Consider the following 17,480-nt stretch of genomic DNA (forward strand, 5'->3'; position numbering starts at 1 on the left):
AATACCAAATTTTTAATTAAAAATACTATTTATAAATTTACAATAATTATACCATGTATATGGTTTTATGTTTTTGATTATCAGTTGTTGTGTTTCAATATTTCAAAGAGCTTTTTGTGGTGTTTTACCACTAACTTTTAGTGCTTTTGCCCTGCCATATTCGCTTTAGGTTTTGGGAGTAGTTAAACTCCTCGTTACTGCTAAAGTCGGCATGGTGGCGATGGCTTTCTTCTTCTGCGATTTCGCAGCGTTCTTCAAAATAACTGCGGAAGAACGAGAGTACTTTGGCTATGGTTAGGCTTTCGTAAAACTCGCCGTATTGCCCTGATATTATTTTTTTGAACAAATAGGTAAGGTCGCTCATTTTAAGGCTGTAGTACGTATTGTTAATTTCCTGTGCGCACAGTTCAATCTGGTCTTCCGTCATGGGTTTGTTCAGGTTTAGTATATCGTTCAGGTATACCAGCCACCCCATAGTTAGCGCATGTGCAAAGGCATAGTTTTTATCCCGCTGAATGGTGCCCAGTGTGGGGGCGGGGGCATTCATTGCCTGTGTAACGGTAGCCAGTTTGTTGGCATGCTTCATGCAGTTAACCGGACTGTAAACCTTCAGCAATTTTTCGCCTGAAATTGTCGCTATACTGTGCTCTGCTTTTTGAATTTGGGTGTTTTTTCCCGTCATTGTTTTTCAGTTCAAAAAATCCTTTCCAGCCATTGCTCATACTCTGGCGGATGATGTTTGCGGCTGTGGCCTGGTCGCCTTCGGCTAAATTGTTTAGCTGGGTAAGTGCTGCCTGTTCGCTTTGTTCGGAACGGTAGCTGAAACTGTGTTTAGTATGGCGATAGTCTTTCCAAGCCTGCCACAAAGCAGAAAACTCAGGGTTAGGGTAGGGCAGCGTTATTTGTGCTGCCGTGCTTTGGTTGGTAGTAGCTGTATTTTCATTTTTAGTTATATTTCTATTTTTAATTTCATCTGCATTTACATTTTCTAAATGCTTAAGCAATGCTGCAAGCATTGTTTTAGGGCAGGTATATTGTGTTATCCAGTTTTGGTAAAGTTCCTGATTGTTAATGGATAGGCTGCTTATGGTGGCTTTTAGTTTTTTAAGCTCCCGGACGGTTAATTTTTTGGCTGCGGCTTTAAAAAACTGCCCCACCTTTCCGTTTACCGATTGTTTCTGGCTAAAGCTGGCACGCTCTTCCATTACCTGTTGTAACTTTTGGTTGTACCAACCCTTGTCGCTTAGCTTAAACTTAGCTTTAAGGGTGGTGGTAAGGGTATCCATGCTTATGCCGGAACAGTACATGAGTACCCTTTTTAAGTCATTTGGTATATACCCGCCGTTTTGGTGCTGGTAAATCATGAGGTCTACGTAACACGCGCGTTCTTCGGGGAGCATGGTACGGGTTGCCTCATAAAAATCTTTGGCATAAAACAGGAATGCGGGGTCTTTCATAAAATGGTTATACCCTTACAAGGTTGTCTATAATTACGTTGTTATACGTGCCTTTAGAGCCTGATATGTGGAACTCCAGTTCTGCTACATCTCCCGGTAGTAAATCGCCCAGTAGGTCTATTTTAGTGCCTAGTGCGCTTGGGTATATTACCCTGCCGGTTTCTTGTTCAAAATGTAATTGTTGTACTGCTGTGCCCAGTTTGGTTGTTTTTACTTCTCCTACTGCGGTTACGATTCCTTTAATTTTAAATTGCATGTTAATAATTTTAGGTTGAAATATTGATGGGTTTACAATAGTATTGGAGGGATATTATTGTATAAGGGTTGGTTTGTGTTTAGTTGTACTTAGCTGGTTGTTAGTCAGTTTTTAACTTAGCATTCTGGAAGCACAGCCTGTTGGCTATTTGGTTAAAGTCCAAACTGCCCACGCTTTTTTGCGTTAGTTTGTTATACACTACAGCAGGAGCAAGATTTGCCAACGCATGAAAAAAATCAGAAGCGTTGCTGTTATCCTGTAGCTCTTTTAAATCGATGCCGTTTTCGGTTTCTTCTTCAAAAAGGTTTTGCAGTTGGCCCAGTATTTTCTCGGTATATTCTTGTTGCTTGTTTTCAGCGTTATCTACTGCGTTTTTTACTTCTCTGTTTTCTGTTTTAGTTTCCATTTTAATGTGTTTTTTTAGTTGGCGTATTGGTTTTTTAATTCAAGGGACTGGGCTACAAGATTGTTATACTGTATGCCGCTGTTTTTAGATATTTTACCTTCCAGCGTAACGGTTACTTCAATTTCGTCGTTTTCTTTAAGGTTATCAAGCTCAGCCATACGTTTGCCTCTAAATTCAACAAATGCTTTTTGCCTGTATCCCGGTAAAATGGTTACTACTTTTTTTTCGTGTCCTGCAGTGTTGCGGTACTCAATGCTTTCAATGTTTCCTGTAATTTTCATGATAAGGAAGGTTTAAAGATTTAATAAATTGAATAATTGAAGTATTGATGTGGCGCTTTGTTTAATAGTGCCTAACTGTGCTGCAATTGTGCAGTAATTGATAACTGTTCGTTATTAGCGTAAAGTTTTAAAGCTTCGAGTGTTTCCAGCTTTTGCTGCAACAGGTTGTTGAGCAGGTCGTGTAGTGTAGCGAGGTCCTTTTGTTGTTGTGCCTCCTGATGAAATATAGTGTAAAAGGGTAATTGCTTTACCTCCTTTATCTCTTTTTTGCAAGCATTTATACGCTCATTTATTTCGTGTAATTTTTCATATGCTTTGTTCATTTATTTAGTTGATATGGAAAACTTATTCAGTTATATAAAATCGTTTATCATTATTAAAGTGTAATATTGCACTAACTTCATAGCTGTTACTGTAATGCTTCAGTTTTTTAGGTGTTTTATTAAACTTTAAAGCATTATCTGTACTATCCTCATAAAGATTACTATATAATCTTTGTAATATTTTTTTTATAATTTTCTTATTTTCTTCAGCCCATGTGGTATTTTCAACACATCTTTGGGTGTCTAAATCATTAATAAAACGAGTATATGTGAATTTTATTTCCTCTAACTCTGTAATTTTCTGTTTTATTTGTTGTTTATTACACATTTATTAGTACCTTTGTTCTGAATACGAAGCAAAATTAAGTGTAATATTCAACATTTCAAAATTAAAATGCGTTAAATTTTCAACACTGGTTGTTTTTTGGCGTTCTACAGTTAATTAAATATAACGTTATGAATGGTTTAGCTATAAAGCAAGGTCGCGAAAAGTTAGGGCTGACTCAGAAGCAGCTTGCAGATTTGATAGGTGCGAGTAGGGAAACAATAATAAACTACGAGAAAGGAAGACCTATACCTAAGTCTAAAAGTGAAATATTACATAAAGTGTTAGAATCAAAAAACATTTTTAACCAAAGAGTATCTCATGAGGTGGTAAAACCTTATCCTGATGCTTTTGAAAATAAAAATGGTAACCAGTTTATAGAATTACCAAATGGTGAGTATTATATGCTGATGCCTTTGGCTGAATTTAAAGTTCAGGCAGGTTTTTTAGGTAATTACCAAGATGCGGATTATTTAATGGATATGAGTCAGCATGGTATACTTGTAGATAAACCTTTGCAAGGACGTTATGTTGCCTTTCGTGTAAATGGCGATAGTATGGACGACGGTACCAGCCAGGCAATAACCCGTAACAGTATTGTAAGTACACGCGAGTTGCAGCGACACCATTGGGTAGATAAATTACGTTACAGGGATTTTCCGTATTGGGTAATATATACTACAGAAAGTAAAATGCCTTTAATAAAAGAAATAATAGAGCATAATACTGAAGAAGGGTATATACTGTGTCATTCTTTAAATGACAGCCCGGAATTTACTGATTTTAAACTGCACCTTAATGATGTGCAGGCACTTTTTTATGTTATAGATGTAAACCGCCCGGTAAGTAAAAAAATTAGTTATTAAAAAGCAATCGCTTAACTATTGTCCTATGGAGTTTTACTATTTCAATTGGCATAAAATATGCTGTTTAAAACTGTTTAGGAATATATTTCGTATATGTTTTGGTTTTATAATTGTAGAATTATAACCATGGCTTTTATATAAAATTATATGGAGCCCTCAAGTATATAAGAATTTAAAAGGTGTTATGCTTTAAGTAAAATATGTGAAATAAAGTATATTCTTACATTTAAAACGTTGTGTGAATAACTTTACTAATTTTACGTTAAATTTTATAAAATTAGTTCTTTCATATTTCATTTATTTTGCTTCCTACTAATACTAAAAATATACTATAGAGTTATTTTATGATGATGGGGTACGATAAGTTTGAACAAGATCTCGAAAAAGCATGCGGAAGAGTACAGCAGGAGTTTTTGAAGCGTTTTAAAGATGGTGTTTACCTTTCTGCCGGGGGGTCAAACCTGGAAACATTCATCAACGATTTGCAAAAAGAGTATGAAGCACTTGCCGCAAATTTTATTAAAACAAATCAATTGGAAAGTGATTCCGCTGCCCGAAAAAGGGTGTTAACGGTTGCTAAACAATACGCCAAAAAGTGTACTGAAGAGTTTAGTAAAATAAAATAACCTTAACTTTTATTTTACACTACTTTTCCTATAATTGTAGCTCACAATTATAAACCCAAAACATCCTAAAACTAAAATGAAAAAAATTACTCTGATTTTTGCAATGTTATTTGCAACAATTGTTAGTGCACAAAATTTTGAAGAAAAGCTTTGTGAAGGAAAAGTAACCTACTTTAAAAAAGCAAACGGAGAAATACGTTATATTGCTTTTATTGATAATATTGCTTTTATAGTAGGAACCACTGTAGGTAGTGATAAAATGAATTATTACGCATCGTTAAAATATACCGGAGGTGATACACCGATGGTAAAAAAGAAGGGTGCTAAAATTATTATGGAAAACGGAGAGGTTATTAATAAGCCGGATGTAGAAATAAAAATTGAAGTTAATAAAAAAGCACAGTATGAATATAAAGCTTTTGTACCGCTAACGGAAGATGAAATAAAAATGTTGCTGGATAATAAAACATCTAAAATTCAACTTTATGTAATGGAGAGTAATGTTGTTAACCCGGAAGAAGTGCAAAGTATTTTTAGCTGTATATATAACCACGCTACAAAATAGCACATATTATATAAATATAAAAAGCCACCTAACAGGTGGCTTTTATTTTATGCATTAAACACTTTATAAAACGTTTAAATAAATTTTACAAGGTTGATTTTTGTAGTATATTTGCTATAATCTTTATTTAGAATACATTTAAATAATACTCAAAAACACTTTACATGCCCGTTTCAATTGTTTGGTTTAAAACAGATTTGAGGCTGCACGATAACGAAGCGCTTATAAAAGCAATACAACATAGCAGCAGTGTAATACCGGTATACTGCATAAACCCAAATGAGTTTACAGAAACAAAATTCGGGTTTAAAAAAACAGGAAAATACAGAGCAAAATTTCTGTTAGAATCGTTAAAAGACCTCGATACCCAACTAAGGGAATATCGCTCCGGCTTGGTAGTAGTACAAGGAAAACCCGAAGAAGAACTACCCCGTGTGGCACGCCTGTATAATGCCAAAAATGTATACGCAAAAAAAGAAGTAACTACCGACGAGAAGAAGGAAGAAGAAAGAGTAGTTGCTGCACTATGGAAGCAAGGCTGCCTGGTAGAAACCTTTAGTACCAGCACCCTATACCATGCCGAAGACTTACCATTCCCGCTAAGAGGAATACCAGATGTATTTACCACCTTTCGCAAAAAAATAGAAAAAGAAGCAGGCATACGCCCTGTATTTAATAAGCCCGAAACCATACCATCGCCCATAATTCCTGATATGGAATTACCTACCCTTGAAGCACTGGGGCTGGAAAACCCTGAACCCGACAGCAGAGCGGTAATGGATTTTAAAGGCGGAGAAACCGAAGGCTTAAAAAGACTGAAAGAATATATTTTTGAAACCCGAGCCATAGAAAACTACAAAGAAACCCGTAATGGAATGGTGGGTAAAAATTACTCCTCAAAATTTTCCGCATGGCTGGCAATGGGCTGCCTTTCGCCAAGAGAAGTATACCACGAAATAAAAAAATATGAAGCCGAATACGGTGCAAACAAAAGCACCTACTGGATGATATTTGAACTACTTTGGCGCGATTACTTCCGTTTTATGATGAAAAAGCACCGCGAAAAGCTATTTTTAAAACAAGGCATAAAAAAACAAGCACCCGAAGACCAAACCCATAACGCCGAAGCACTCCAAAAATGGGTAAATGGCAAAACCGGTCAGAATTTTATAGACGCCAACATGCGCGAACTAAAATTAACCGGATTTATGAGTAACCGGGGCAGGCAAAACGTAGCCAGCTACCTGTGCCACGACCTGCATGTAGACTGGCGTTACGGAGCTGCCTATTTTGAAGAAACGCTTATAGATTATGATGCTTCCAGCAACTGGGGCAACTGGGCGTATGTAGCAGGGGTAGGGAACGACCCGCGCGAAAACAGGCACTTTAACCCACAGAAGCAAGCTGATGATTATGACCCGAAAAATGAATACAGAGATTTATGGTTGAAGGAGGAAGTAAAACAGTAACAGAAAACAGAGTAATCCCTGAAAAGGAACACGAAACATTTACCGAAAGGGAACTTGACAGAATAATTGAAATGGCGTGGGAAGACCGCACTCCGTTTGATGCTATTACCTATCAGTTCGGGCTTACCGAAGATAAAGTAAAAGCCTTAATGAAGCGCGAACTAAAGCCGCGCAGCTACAGGCTTTGGCGCAAACGCGTGGAGAACTGCAAAACCAAACACGCTAAAAAACGTAACGAAAACATCGGGCGTTTTAAATGCAGCAGGCAACGCGCTATTTCCAACAATAAAATATCTAAAAGGGCTTAGTTTTATAGTCATAAAGTTTTTAAAGTCATAAAGTTTATAAAGTTACGGGTTACGAGTTGCGTGTTACCAAAAACTGTGACTGCGACTGAAAACTATAGGGTTACCCACAACCCGAAACTTGCAACCCACAACCAGTACCCGTTTAATAACTAATTTTTAAGAATCGTTCAGTGGTTTAACCTTATTATAAGTAGTAAATTTATAGTAACCAAATACTTATATAATTATGGCTACTTATATATTTGCAGGAGCATCGTCGGCTATGGCGGTGCAGGCTGCCAAAATACTACAGGAACAAGGGCACAGCGTAATAGGACTATCTACAAAAGAGGATAACGGTAACTATACCGAATGGCATACTATAGAGAGCTACACCTCGGGCAACTTCCCTGAAATTGAAACTACTATAGACGGCTTGGTGTACTTTCCCGGGACTATAAACCTAAAGCCGTTTAACAGAATAAAAGAAGAAGATTTTACAAAAGACTATCAGGTAAATGCACTGGGTGCAGCAAGCTTTGCGCAAGCCTACCTAAATAACCTAAAACAAGCCGAAAACCCTGCTATAGTGTTTATAAGTACGGTTGCGGTAACAACAGGAATGCCTTTTCATGCATCAATAGCTATGGCGAAAGCTGCGGTAGAGGGGTTAACCCGTTCGCTTGCTGCGGAGCTTGCGCCTAAAGTAAGAGTGAATTGTGTAGCACCATCGCTTACTGATACGCCATTGGCAGGGCGTTTACTGGGCTCAGATGATAAAGCTGAAGCAGCCAAAACCCGAAACCCTATGAAGAAAATTGGTACACCTGATGACTTAGCGCAGTCCATAACATTTTTACTGAGTGATAAGGCAAGCTGGGTAACAGGTCAGGTACTGGCGGTAGATGGCGGAATGAATGTATTAAAGCCGCTGTAATACGACTGAAAACAGTATACTTTAACCTAATTGGTATATTGGTAATCTGAGGGTTTTACAGGTTTATCGCTGTCCTGAAAACTGATAGGTTTTATTAGGTGTTACACATAAATCCAGTTGAATATCCGTAGGGTCGTTAGGGATAGTTTTTGGTTCGGCATCAAAAAAGCTAAGCCCTATTTTAATAACATCTTTTCGGCATTTGGCTAAAAATCGGTCGTAAAAACCCTTACCATACCCCGTTCGGTTGCCGTAAATATCAAAAGCCAGCATGGGTACAAAAACCACATCCAGCTTTTCGGTAGGTACTTCCAGTCCGTCAATAGGTTCGGGAATACCGTATTGGTTTTTCATAATGCGCGTGTTATCCGTAAGCAGGTAATGCGTCATGCTGTACGTCTCAAAATCTGACCTTGCTATCACCGTTTCCTTATCCTTACCCGCTAATATTTGTAGAATAAAATCGGTATGCACTTCTTTTTGTTCTTCTATACTTAAAAATAAATGGTAGTAGGTTTTATCCCAAATAGGCAGCTTAAGCAGGTTATTGGCAATAATAAGGCTTTTCTCCTCTACCTCCTCAATACTCATGTCTTGGCGTAGTTTACGGTACTTAGTGCGCAATTCTTTTTTAGTCATGCTGCAAAGGTAGTGTTTAGTTTATAGTTTAGGTAGTTTTCAGTCTCAGTCTCAGTTTTCAGTTGTACTGCATGTTGAAACTGAAAACTGTTTACTTTAACTATTTACAGTGACTGTTAACTGCGACTAAATTTTATTCCGCCAACTTTTGCGAGATATGGAAAATAGCATCGCCCTGGTACACTATAGAAGCATCGTTACTGTTAATAATATACCCCGCGTTAGGTGCTTTAACCAAGTGTTCAAACTTACCGAAAGGGTCGGTTATTGTGGCGATAGGCTCGCCTTTTTCTACCAGTTTGCCTACGGGAGTATGATTCTGAAACAGCCCTGAGTAATTCGCCCTAACCCAACCCGAGCGTTCTATATAAACGCTTGGTTTATCGGCAGGTTTTACTTCTTTTTTCGGGTTAAGCATATCTAAATGTTCTAAAAAGCGTTTTGTGCCGCGTACCCCTTCCTGAGTGATGTCTTTATCAATATCCATTGATTTTCCACCTTCAAATAAAAGTATTTTAACGCCAAGTTTACCACAAGCATTACGGAAAGACCCTGCAATGTTTTTAGAGTACAGCGTAAACGGTGCGTTAAACACATCCGAAAGTTCTTTAAGTTCGGGATTGTTGGGTACTATGCGGATTTGTGCTGCATTAAATCGGCTTGCACCCCCAGCGTGGAAGTCAATACAATAGTCAACACTTGGCATTACCTCTTTAATTAAGTGCCATGCAAAACGCGAAGCAAGCGAACCCCTTGCACTACCAGGGAACATCCTGTTGAGGTCACGCCCATCGGGGAACTCTCGGCTTTTATTTACAAACCCGAAAATGTTTATAACGGGTATACAAATGATAGTACCGCGCTTCGGTTTATTTATTTTACGCACTATAATTTGGCGTACAATCTCGGTTCCGTTTATTTCATCGCCGTGCAAACCGGCTGTGAGTAATACTACAGGACCATCGTATTTAGAGCGTTCTATAATAATTGGCACTTTAAGCCTTGTCATGGTGTGCAGGCGTGCAATTTCCATATTTAGGGTTATGCTCTCGCCGGGATAAATGGTTTCGCCCAGTACGGTTACCTTTTTGTACGACATAAATTTACAGTTGCGTTAACTGTGTAAAGATAGGGTATTTCGTGTTTTTTAGTTCTCAGTCGCAGTATATAGTTTACAGTTTAGTGTTGCGGGTTTTAAGTTTTGTGTTACGGGTTAAAAGTTACGTGTTTCAGTAAACTGTGACTGCAACTGGAAACTTTATATAGTTTCGTGTTACGAGTTACGCGTCATTGCGAGCGCAGTGCAACGGAGCGTGGCAATCTTTTGCAGTTTTATGTATATTTACAGGAATATTGTAATACTATGGAAGATATTCTTAAAGCAAGGCAATTAAAGGAAGAGTTAGATGCATTACGTCCGATTGATAAGATTCAGGAAGATAGAATAATGCAAAAATTCCGACTGGATTGGAATTACCATTCTAATAACCTTGAAGGAAATTCGCTTACCTATGGCGAAACCAAAGCATTGCTTTTGCATGGTGTTACAGCACAGGGTAAACCATTAAAAGACCATTTTGAAGTTACAGGGCATAACGAAGCTATTAACTGGGTGCTGGACATGGTTAAGGGAGACAGACCGCTTACAGAAAATTTTATAAGGGAATTACATACTTTATTGCTTAAAGAGCCTTATGAGGTAGATGCCATTACCCCTGATGGAAAACCCACGAAGAAAAAAATAAATGTGGGGAGCTATAAAAGCAGCCCAAACCATGTGGAAACTAAAACAGGTGAAATATTTTATTTTGCTACGCCGGAGGACACTCCTGCAAAAATGAGTGACCTTATGCAGTGGTATAACGATAAAATTGCTCAGGATGAGGTAACTTCTATACTTTTAGCAGCAGAATTTCATTACAGGTTTATATTAATACACCCTTTTGATGACGGTAACGGGCGTACAGCACGTATACTGATGAACTTTATTTTAATGAAGTTTGGTTACCCACCAGTAATTGTAAAAACGGAAGATAAAGAAAACTACTATAGAGTTTTACGACTTGCAGACACGGGTAATTTACAGGCTTTTGTTGATTATATAGCACAAAACCTTGTGCATTCTTTGGAAATAATGATTGCTGGAGCTAAAGGCGAAAGCATTGAAGAGCCTGATGATATTGATAAGCAGATAGCATTATTAGAGAAACGATTGGCAGGTTATGGAGATCAAATTGAAAAGGAGAAATCACTTGAAACAATAAACGATATTTATCAAAATACTATTCTAAAATTAGCAGAGAGGCTTCAACTTAAATTACAGCCTTTTGAAAAGCACTATTTAGAGAAAAATATTTTTTTCATTATAGATGATGTTTCTTACTCCTATTATTTAAATCAATGCCCTCTCTTTTTTACAGAGCAAAAAAGAGAAATAAGATTACATGTTAGTTATCGTTCAATAAATAAACAAAAGTTACACGGTTTTAGTTTTTTTTCTGATATTGTTTTTGATTTTAAGCAATATAATTACTCTGTTCACTTACATGATAACCGAGAGTTTTATACCAAATTTTATGAAAACTTAAATGATAGTGAGATTGATGAGATAATTAAATTTGTGATTAATCAACATAATAAATCTTTAGAAGAAACTCTAAGTAGAAAAAACTAAAAAAGATTGCCACGTCGTACCTCCTCGCAATGACGTAACCCTTAACCCTATAAAGTTTGCAGTCGCAGTCACAGTTTGTAGAAACCCGCAACCCTTAACCTGTAACCTTTAACCCGCAACCAATACCTTTTGCCTAACAACTAACAAAAACTTTATAAACTTTCAACTTTAGGACTTTACAAACTTTAGGACTTTAATACTAACTTTGCACTATGCAAACGCCGTTGGAACTTCAGGTACAAACCCTGCCGGACAGCCCGGGGGTATATCAGTATTTCGATAAAGATGATAAACTGCTCTATGTAGGGAAAGCCAAGAACCTTAAAAAGAGGGTGGCATCGTATTTTAATAAGGTGAATGACTCAGGGCGCATACGGGTAATGGTACGTAAAATAGCCCGTATAAAACACATTGTCGTGCCTACCGAAAGCGAAGCCCTGCTACTGGAAAACAATCTGATTAAAAACCTGCAACCCCGCTACAACGTACTGCTTAAGGACGACAAAAGTTACCCTTGGATTTGCATTAAAAGAGAACCTTTTTCGCGTGTGTTTGCTACCCGAAATGTAATAAAAGACGGTTCGGAGTATTTTGGTCCTTATACCTCGTTTAAAACCGTAAATACCCTGCTCGACCTTATAAAAGAGCTATACCCGCTACGTACCTGTAATTACGACCTTAGCCCCGGTAATATCCGTTCAGGGAAGTATAAGGTATGTTTGGAGTATCATATTGGCAATTGCAAAGGACCTTGCGAGGGGCACGAACCTTTATCCGAATACCAACGCCATGTAGATGCTATTCGTGAGATATTAAAAGGGAACTTTAAAGACAGTTTAAAAGACTTCCGTACCCACATGCAGCAACTGGCTGCCGATATGAAATTTGAGGAAGCTCAGCAGATAAAAGAAAAAATTGAGGTGCTGGAAAATTATCAGTCGCGCAGTACGGTGTTTAACCCTCGCATTAATAACCTAGATGTGTTTAGTGTTATTAGCGACGAGAGTATGGCGTATGTCAACTTTATACAAGTGTCGCATGGTGCCATTGTGCGCTCGCACACTATGGAAATTAAAAAGAAACTGGACGAGCCCGATGATGAACTGTTGCAAATTGCTGCGGTGGAACTCAGGGAGCGTTTCAATTTACAGGCAAAGCAAATACTGGCGAATCACCCGATTGACTTAGGCGAAAAAATACAAGTTACCGTGCCCAAGCTGGGCGATAAAAAACAAATACTTGACCTGAGTGTGCGCAATGCCCGTTTTTACAGGATGGATCAGCTAAAACAAATAAAAATAGTTGACCCCGAAAGGCACACTAAGCGCATTATGGCGCAAATGAAAAAAGACTTGCGCCTGCCCGAAGAACCCCGCCATATAGAGTGTTTTGATAACAGTAATATTCAGGGTACAAACCCTGTTGCGGCATGTGTAGTGTTTAAAGATGGTAAGCCGAGTAAGAAAGATTACCGCCACTTCAATATAAAAACAGTAGAAGGTCCTAACGATTTTGCCAGTATGGAAGAGGTAGTTTTCCGCCGTTATCGCAGGCTATTGCAGGAAGGCGAGCCATTGCCGCAACTTATTATTATTGACGGTGGTAAGGGGCAATTATCTTCTGCGTTAAAAAGTCTTGAGGTTTTGGGGTTGCGTGGTAAAATTACTATTTTAGGCATTGCAAAAAGGCTGGAAGAAATATTCTATCCGGGGGACTCTGTTCCGCTGTATTTAGATAAGAAATCCGAGACGCTGAAGGTCATCCAACACCTGCGTAACGAGGCACACCGTTTTGGTATTACACACCATCGCGATAAGCGCAGCAAAAGTGCTTTAAAAACATCGGTAGAAGAAATACCCGGTATTGGCGAAAAAACAATGGTGTCGTTATTAAAACAGTTTAAATCGGTTAAACGATTAAAAGAAGCCACCGAAGAAGATATTGCCAAAGTAATAGGCCCTGCCAAAGCAAAAAAAATTACAGACTACTATAAAAAACAGTCCAACTGATGAAAACTAAAATCCTCCTGTTATTATGCTTACTATTTTTTGCTACAATAACGGCTCAGGCGCAGGAGGAGGATGAGGACAGACCTAAAATAGGTTTGGTACTTAGTGGCGGTGGCGCCAAAGGGTTAGCCCATATAGGCGTACTTAAAGTACTGGAAGAAGCAGGTATAGAAGTAGACTATATAGGCGGTACCAGTATGGGTGCTATAGTGGGCGGTTTGTATGCCGCAGGACATTCGGCACAGGAGTTAGACTCTATTTTTAACTCGCTGGATGCCGATGCCTTAATACAGGATTTTACTCCAAGAGGTTCCAAGAGTTTTTTCGAAAAACGTAACGATGAGCTATATGCGCTTACACTCCCGTTTAAGGGGTTTAAGCTGGGTATCCCTACGGCTATATCCAAAGGGTTGTATAACTATACTACCGTAAACCGCCTTACGGATAATGTGCGTCATATAAGGGATTTCAGTTGCCTGCCTATACCTTTTGTGTGTATTGCTACTGATGTGGAGACAGGGGAGGAAATAGTGCTTAATCATGGGGTGCTTGCCGATGCTATACTTGCCAGTGGGGCATTCCCGTCATTATACTACCCTGTAGAAATTGAGGGCAGGTTGCTTATAGATGGCGGTGTAACCAACAATTACCCTGTAGAAGAGGTAAGAAAAATGGGTGCCGACATTATTATTGGGGTAGATGTACAAGATGGACTTAAAGACCGTGACCATATAAAAGGAGCTACGGGCATACTGGTACAGATTAATAACTACCAGATGATTAAAAAAATGGAAGCCAAGCGTAAGGCAACCGATATTTATATAAAACCTGATATTTCAGGATATACGGTTATTTCATTTGATGAAGGAAGGGAAATAATAGATGAAGGAGAGAAGTCCGCACGAATGATTTTAGAACAACTTAAAACACTGGGCACAGGAGAGCCTTTAAACAAAAAAGCTATTCAGGTTGCTGATTCTATTACGGTTGAAGCTATAAATATTGATGGTATTAATAATTATACAAGGGCTTATGTAATAGGTAAGCTAAATTTTAAGCCGGGTACTAAAATATCGTACACTAAGTTTAACAAGGGGATAAGCAACCTTAATGCTACCCAAAACTTTACTACCATAAGTTATAATTTTACCGAAGGCGATTATGAAGATGAGGGTGATGTTTTAAACCTCAATTTAAAGGAAAACCCTATAAACCGCTACCTGAAATTCGGTATGCATTACGATGGGCTTTACAAAAGCGGGGTGCTGGTAAACGTTACCCAAAAAAACCTGCTTTGGCGAAATGATGTAGCCTCGGCAGATGTTATACTGGGCGATAACTTCCGTTATATATTTAACTATTATATGGATAACGGTTTTTATATCAGCTATGGGCTTCGTTCCTCCTTATATGGTTTTAATCGTAATATAAATGCCGATTTTATAGATGAAAGCTTGGCAATTAATGCGGTAAATGTTGATTTTACAGATATAACGCATCAAGCATATGTGCAAACCATATTTGCTCAAAAGTTTATGCTGGGTGGCGGTGCCGAGTTTAAACGCCTTAAAATAAAATCGGAAACTGTAGGTACTGCCAATGTTTTTGATGACAGTGATTACTTGTCTGCTTACGGTTATATTAAGTTCGATTCATATGATAATCGCTATTACCCTAACGAAGGTTGGTACTTTGCAGGGGAAGCAAAATGGTATTTGTACTCAAGTGATTATACCGGTATGTTTGACCGCTTTAGTATTTTAAAAGCACAAACGGGTAAGGCTGTAAGCTTAGGCTATAACTTAACGGTAGAGCTTGAGGCAGAAACAGGACTTTCTATAGGAGAGGAAACGGTAGGTTTCTTTGATTTTATACTGGGGGGTTACGGCTACCAACCTGTAGATAATATACGTCCGTTTTTCGGTTACGATTTTTTAAGCGTATCGGGGAACAGTTACCTGAAAGGTGCTGCTACTTTAGACTGGGAGTTTTACAAAAAAAACCACATTAATTTTGCTGCAAATTATGCCAATTTAGGTAATAATTTGTTTGAAGAGGGGGAAATACTATCGATACCGCAATTTAGCGGATATGCTGTTGGGTATGGCATGGAAACCATTATTGGTCCTATTGAGATTAAGCATACATGGTCTCCTGAAACAGACAAGCACTATACCTGGTTTAGCGTTGGCTACAGGTTCTAGTGCTTGCGGATATAAATGGTTTTGATTGGTGTTCTTATGTTGCTTTATTTTCTTCTTTTACTTTAATTCTAAAGAAGAAAGTAAATGTATATCATTACCGATTATTTAGCGACGTGTATAACGCAGTAATTAATCGTTATGCTGTCTTTCCTTTTCCTCATCATTTTCAGAATAAGAATCCGGCTCCGGTTTTGGCTTTGTGTTTAAAACCTTATAAAAAAAGTATATCATGGCGCCTGTTACAATACCCTGTGCCAGTACCATTGTTATTATAGCTTCTGTTTTCATGAGTGTATCCTCCCTTCTTTTCTTCGTTTGTTATAAGCAGCATATACTACTCCGCATATAAATAAAAATAGTCCTACCAACAGTAAACGCCCTAAGGTTTTATACATTACTTTGTTTGTAAACTTACCTTCGGCAATTTTATCATTAGGCTTTATAACATCGCCTACGGCTACAGTGGTTTTTTGTCCTTCTTCAAAATTATATACTATATAGTCGGTAAAACTCTCTGTTTCTACTTTATCACTTTGTTTGTTAAACTTCTGGCGTTCGTTAGTAAAGGACAGTTTTATAGAGCTGTCATCTACCGCTTCAACTACGCCGCTTTTTTTACCTTCACTATCAAAGTTTTCGGCATAATAAGCATCAGCAAACCATTCTTTATTATTAGTATCTTTATTAGTAACCTTATTAAACATATCCGGTATGCTGGCAAAAAGTACCCATCCCAGTAATAGCGGTGTAACGGTTACTATCATATATTTAAATATAATCGGCACTTTAATGTCGGCACCCATATTAATTTCAGCCCATCCCTTTTTAATACCAAATATCCAGGCAAAGAGTACGGTTTCTAAAAATGCGAATACTACAAGGCTTACAGTTCCTGCCCAGTAATCATATTCATCAAAAACACCCTGATTGTAAAAGAAAACTGTTGGCAATCCTACAATAAGTGCAATAAGCCCAAAAGACCATGCGCCTTTTTTACCGCTCCAGTTAAACTCATCGCGCATAAAGCCCATCCACGGTGTACCCATGGCCAGTGATGAGGTTATACCGGCAAAGAACAGCAGCCCGAACCAGAATACTCCTGCCAGTGTTGCGAGTACTCCGCCCCATTGCTGGAACAGGTACGGCATGGTTTGGAACGCCATACCAAAGCTGGCATTTTGTAAAATCCAGTCTAAACCAAGGTAACCGGCAGCAATTGGTATTACGATAAGGCTGCCCAGTACTACCTCCACAAACTCGTTCATAAAGCCTGCCGAAACAGCATTAAGCGCAATATCGTCTTTCGATTTCAGGTAGGCAGCGTAACAGTGTACGGTACCCATACCTACGGATATGGTAAAGAATATTTGCCCTGCGGCGGCGAGCCATACTTTCGGGTTGGTGAGGGAGTCATACTGTGGCGTCCAGAGGAAGTTAAGCCCGTCCCAGGCGTTAGCGTTCGGGAACATTTCCGAGGCTCCGTCTGTACCCAGTGTTAAACCTCTTACGGCAAGTATGCCACCAAACAATAATAATAGTGGTACGCCTATTTTTGCTACCTTTTCTATACCGCCAAGCCCTTTAGATAGTATGTAGGTGTTTAGTAATAAACACACTACGTAAAATATTACCGACTCATAAGGTATACCTGTAGTGTTTTTACCTATTGTGGTATATCGGTTAAAGAAATCGGTTATTTGTGTCTGGTCAAGTTCGTTAAATGTACCTACTATAGAGTGGTACACGTAGCTCATTGTCCACGATTCTATATAACAGTAGTACGATGCTACGGCAATATTGGTAAAGATACCAAATACGCCTATGTACTTCCATATACGGCCTTTTGCCATGGTATCCAGTATATAAGGTGTACTGTGATTACCATACCTACCGCCATAACGCCCTGTAGACCATTCTATGAAAAGTAATGGAATACCCATTACCAAAAAGCAAACAAGATAAGGAATTATAAAAGCTCCTCCGCCATTTTGTACTGCCTGTACCGGAAACCTTAAAAAGTTACCTAAACCTACTGCATTACCGGCCATAGCGAGAATTAGACCTACCCTGGAACCCCAGGACTCTCCTTTTGCTGACATAAAAATTTGTGTTTTTGTGTGTTATGGTCACCAAAGATAGAAAAACATCTATAATTT

20 protein-coding genes are annotated in these 17,480 nt (G+C 38.5%); 9 read left to right on the top strand and 11 right to left on the bottom strand.

The window, feature by feature from the left end; genetic code table 11:
- Positions 1–130 precede the first annotated feature (130 nt).
- The 7 genes from IEW45_RS12860 to IEW45_RS12890 form a co-directional block, all read right to left on the bottom strand.
- Complete coding sequence (locus IEW45_RS12860; RefSeq protein WP_188621670.1) at positions 131–586, bottom strand: hypothetical protein; 456 nt, start codon at positions 584–586, stop codon at positions 131–133.
- Positions 587–590: 4 nt separating this feature from the next.
- Complete coding sequence (locus IEW45_RS12865; protein WP_188621671.1) at positions 591–1,457, bottom strand: phage replication initiator YdaU family protein; 867 nt, start codon at positions 1,455–1,457, stop codon at positions 591–593.
- Positions 1,458–1,464: 7 nt separating this feature from the next.
- A complete protein-coding gene (locus IEW45_RS12870; RefSeq protein ID WP_188621672.1) occupies positions 1,465–1,713 on the bottom strand; it encodes a hypothetical protein in 249 nt (82 codons plus the stop codon).
- 100 nt (positions 1,714–1,813) lie between these two features.
- Positions 1,814–2,119 carry a hypothetical protein gene (locus IEW45_RS12875; protein WP_188621673.1) on the bottom strand — a complete coding sequence of 102 codons (306 nt, stop codon included), beginning with the start codon at positions 2,117–2,119 and terminating at the stop codon, positions 1,814–1,816.
- Positions 2,120–2,133: 14 nt separating this feature from the next.
- Positions 2,134–2,400, bottom strand: a complete 267-nt coding sequence (locus IEW45_RS12880; protein WP_188621674.1) for a DUF3127 domain-containing protein — start codon at positions 2,398–2,400, stop codon at positions 2,134–2,136.
- Between the two features lie 71 nt (positions 2,401–2,471).
- A complete protein-coding gene (locus IEW45_RS12885; protein ID WP_188621675.1) occupies positions 2,472–2,723 on the bottom strand; it encodes a hypothetical protein in 252 nt (83 codons plus the stop codon).
- Positions 2,724–2,745: 22 nt separating this feature from the next.
- Positions 2,746–3,051 carry a hypothetical protein gene (locus IEW45_RS12890; protein ID WP_188621676.1) on the bottom strand — a complete coding sequence of 102 codons (306 nt, stop codon included), beginning with the start codon at positions 3,049–3,051 and terminating at the stop codon, positions 2,746–2,748.
- Positions 3,052–3,179: 128 nt separating this feature from the next.
- Here IEW45_RS12890 and IEW45_RS12895 point away from each other — a divergent pair, with 128 nt between their 5' ends.
- From IEW45_RS12895 to IEW45_RS12920, 6 genes are all read left to right on the top strand, one after another.
- Positions 3,180–3,914, top strand: coding sequence for a helix-turn-helix domain-containing protein (locus tag IEW45_RS12895; RefSeq protein WP_188621677.1), 735 nt, complete (start codon positions 3,180–3,182; stop codon positions 3,912–3,914).
- 344 nt (positions 3,915–4,258) lie between these two features.
- Positions 4,259–4,540 (top strand): hypothetical protein, encoded by a 282-nt coding sequence (locus IEW45_RS12900; RefSeq protein WP_188621678.1) that lies wholly within the window; start codon positions 4,259–4,261, stop codon positions 4,538–4,540.
- Between the two features lie 76 nt (positions 4,541–4,616).
- Complete coding sequence (locus IEW45_RS12905; RefSeq protein WP_188621679.1) at positions 4,617–5,105, top strand: hypothetical protein; 489 nt, start codon at positions 4,617–4,619, stop codon at positions 5,103–5,105.
- Positions 5,106–5,269: 164 nt separating this feature from the next.
- Positions 5,270–6,574, top strand: coding sequence for a DASH family cryptochrome (locus tag IEW45_RS12910; RefSeq protein WP_188621680.1), 1,305 nt, complete (start codon positions 5,270–5,272; stop codon positions 6,572–6,574).
- The gene (locus IEW45_RS12915) at positions 6,547–6,882 is read left to right on the top strand and encodes a TIGR03643 family protein (RefSeq protein WP_188621681.1); all 336 of its coding nucleotides are present in this window, start codon (positions 6,547–6,549) and stop codon (positions 6,880–6,882) included. Before IEW45_RS12910 ends, IEW45_RS12915 begins: the two co-directional genes overlap by 28 nt.
- 226 nt (positions 6,883–7,108) lie before the next feature.
- Positions 7,109–7,798 (top strand): SDR family NAD(P)-dependent oxidoreductase, encoded by a 690-nt coding sequence (locus IEW45_RS12920; protein WP_188621682.1) that lies wholly within the window; start codon positions 7,109–7,111, stop codon positions 7,796–7,798.
- A 63-nt stretch (positions 7,799–7,861) separates the two neighbouring features.
- Here IEW45_RS12920 and IEW45_RS12925 read toward each other — a convergent pair whose 3' ends face one another.
- Positions 7,862–8,437 (bottom strand): 5-formyltetrahydrofolate cyclo-ligase, encoded by a 576-nt coding sequence (locus tag IEW45_RS12925; protein WP_188621683.1) that lies wholly within the window; start codon positions 8,435–8,437, stop codon positions 7,862–7,864.
- 133 nt (positions 8,438–8,570) lie between these two features.
- Positions 8,571–9,536, bottom strand: coding sequence for a succinylglutamate desuccinylase/aspartoacylase family protein (locus IEW45_RS12930; RefSeq protein ID WP_229665950.1), 966 nt, complete (start codon positions 9,534–9,536; stop codon positions 8,571–8,573).
- 171 nt (positions 9,537–9,707) lie between these two features.
- On the opposite strand from IEW45_RS12930, the gene IEW45_RS12935 reads away from it, so the two are divergent.
- From IEW45_RS12935 to IEW45_RS12945, 3 genes are all read left to right on the top strand, one after another.
- Complete coding sequence (locus tag IEW45_RS12935; RefSeq protein ID WP_188621684.1) at positions 9,708–11,111, top strand: Fic family protein; 1,404 nt, start codon at positions 9,708–9,710, stop codon at positions 11,109–11,111.
- Between the two features lie 212 nt (positions 11,112–11,323).
- Positions 11,324–13,120 (top strand): excinuclease ABC subunit UvrC, encoded by a 1,797-nt coding sequence (gene uvrC, locus IEW45_RS12940; protein WP_188621685.1) that lies wholly within the window; start codon positions 11,324–11,326, stop codon positions 13,118–13,120.
- Positions 13,120–15,324: a patatin-like phospholipase family protein gene (locus IEW45_RS12945; protein ID WP_188621686.1), complete on the top strand. Its 2,205-nt coding sequence runs from the start codon at positions 13,120–13,122 to the stop codon at positions 15,322–15,324. The genes uvrC and IEW45_RS12945 overlap by 1 nt, the downstream gene beginning before the upstream one ends.
- A 129-nt stretch (positions 15,325–15,453) precedes the next feature.
- On the opposite strand, the gene IEW45_RS12950 is transcribed toward IEW45_RS12945, so the two are convergent.
- Together IEW45_RS12950 and IEW45_RS12955 are read right to left on the bottom strand one after the other, a co-directional pair.
- Positions 15,454–15,612, bottom strand: coding sequence for a hypothetical protein (locus IEW45_RS12950; protein ID WP_188621687.1), 159 nt, complete (start codon positions 15,610–15,612; stop codon positions 15,454–15,456).
- A complete protein-coding gene (locus IEW45_RS12955; RefSeq protein ID WP_188621688.1) occupies positions 15,609–17,423 on the bottom strand; it encodes an SLC5/6 family protein in 1,815 nt (604 codons plus the stop codon). Before IEW45_RS12955 ends, IEW45_RS12950 begins: the two co-directional genes overlap by 4 nt.
- Positions 17,424–17,480 lie beyond the last annotated feature (57 nt).

Origin of the sequence: Flavobacterium suaedae (genome assembly GCF_014642915.1) — a bacterium.
Taxonomy (GTDB): Bacteria; Bacteroidota; Bacteroidia; order Flavobacteriales; family Flavobacteriaceae; genus Flavobacterium; species Flavobacterium suaedae.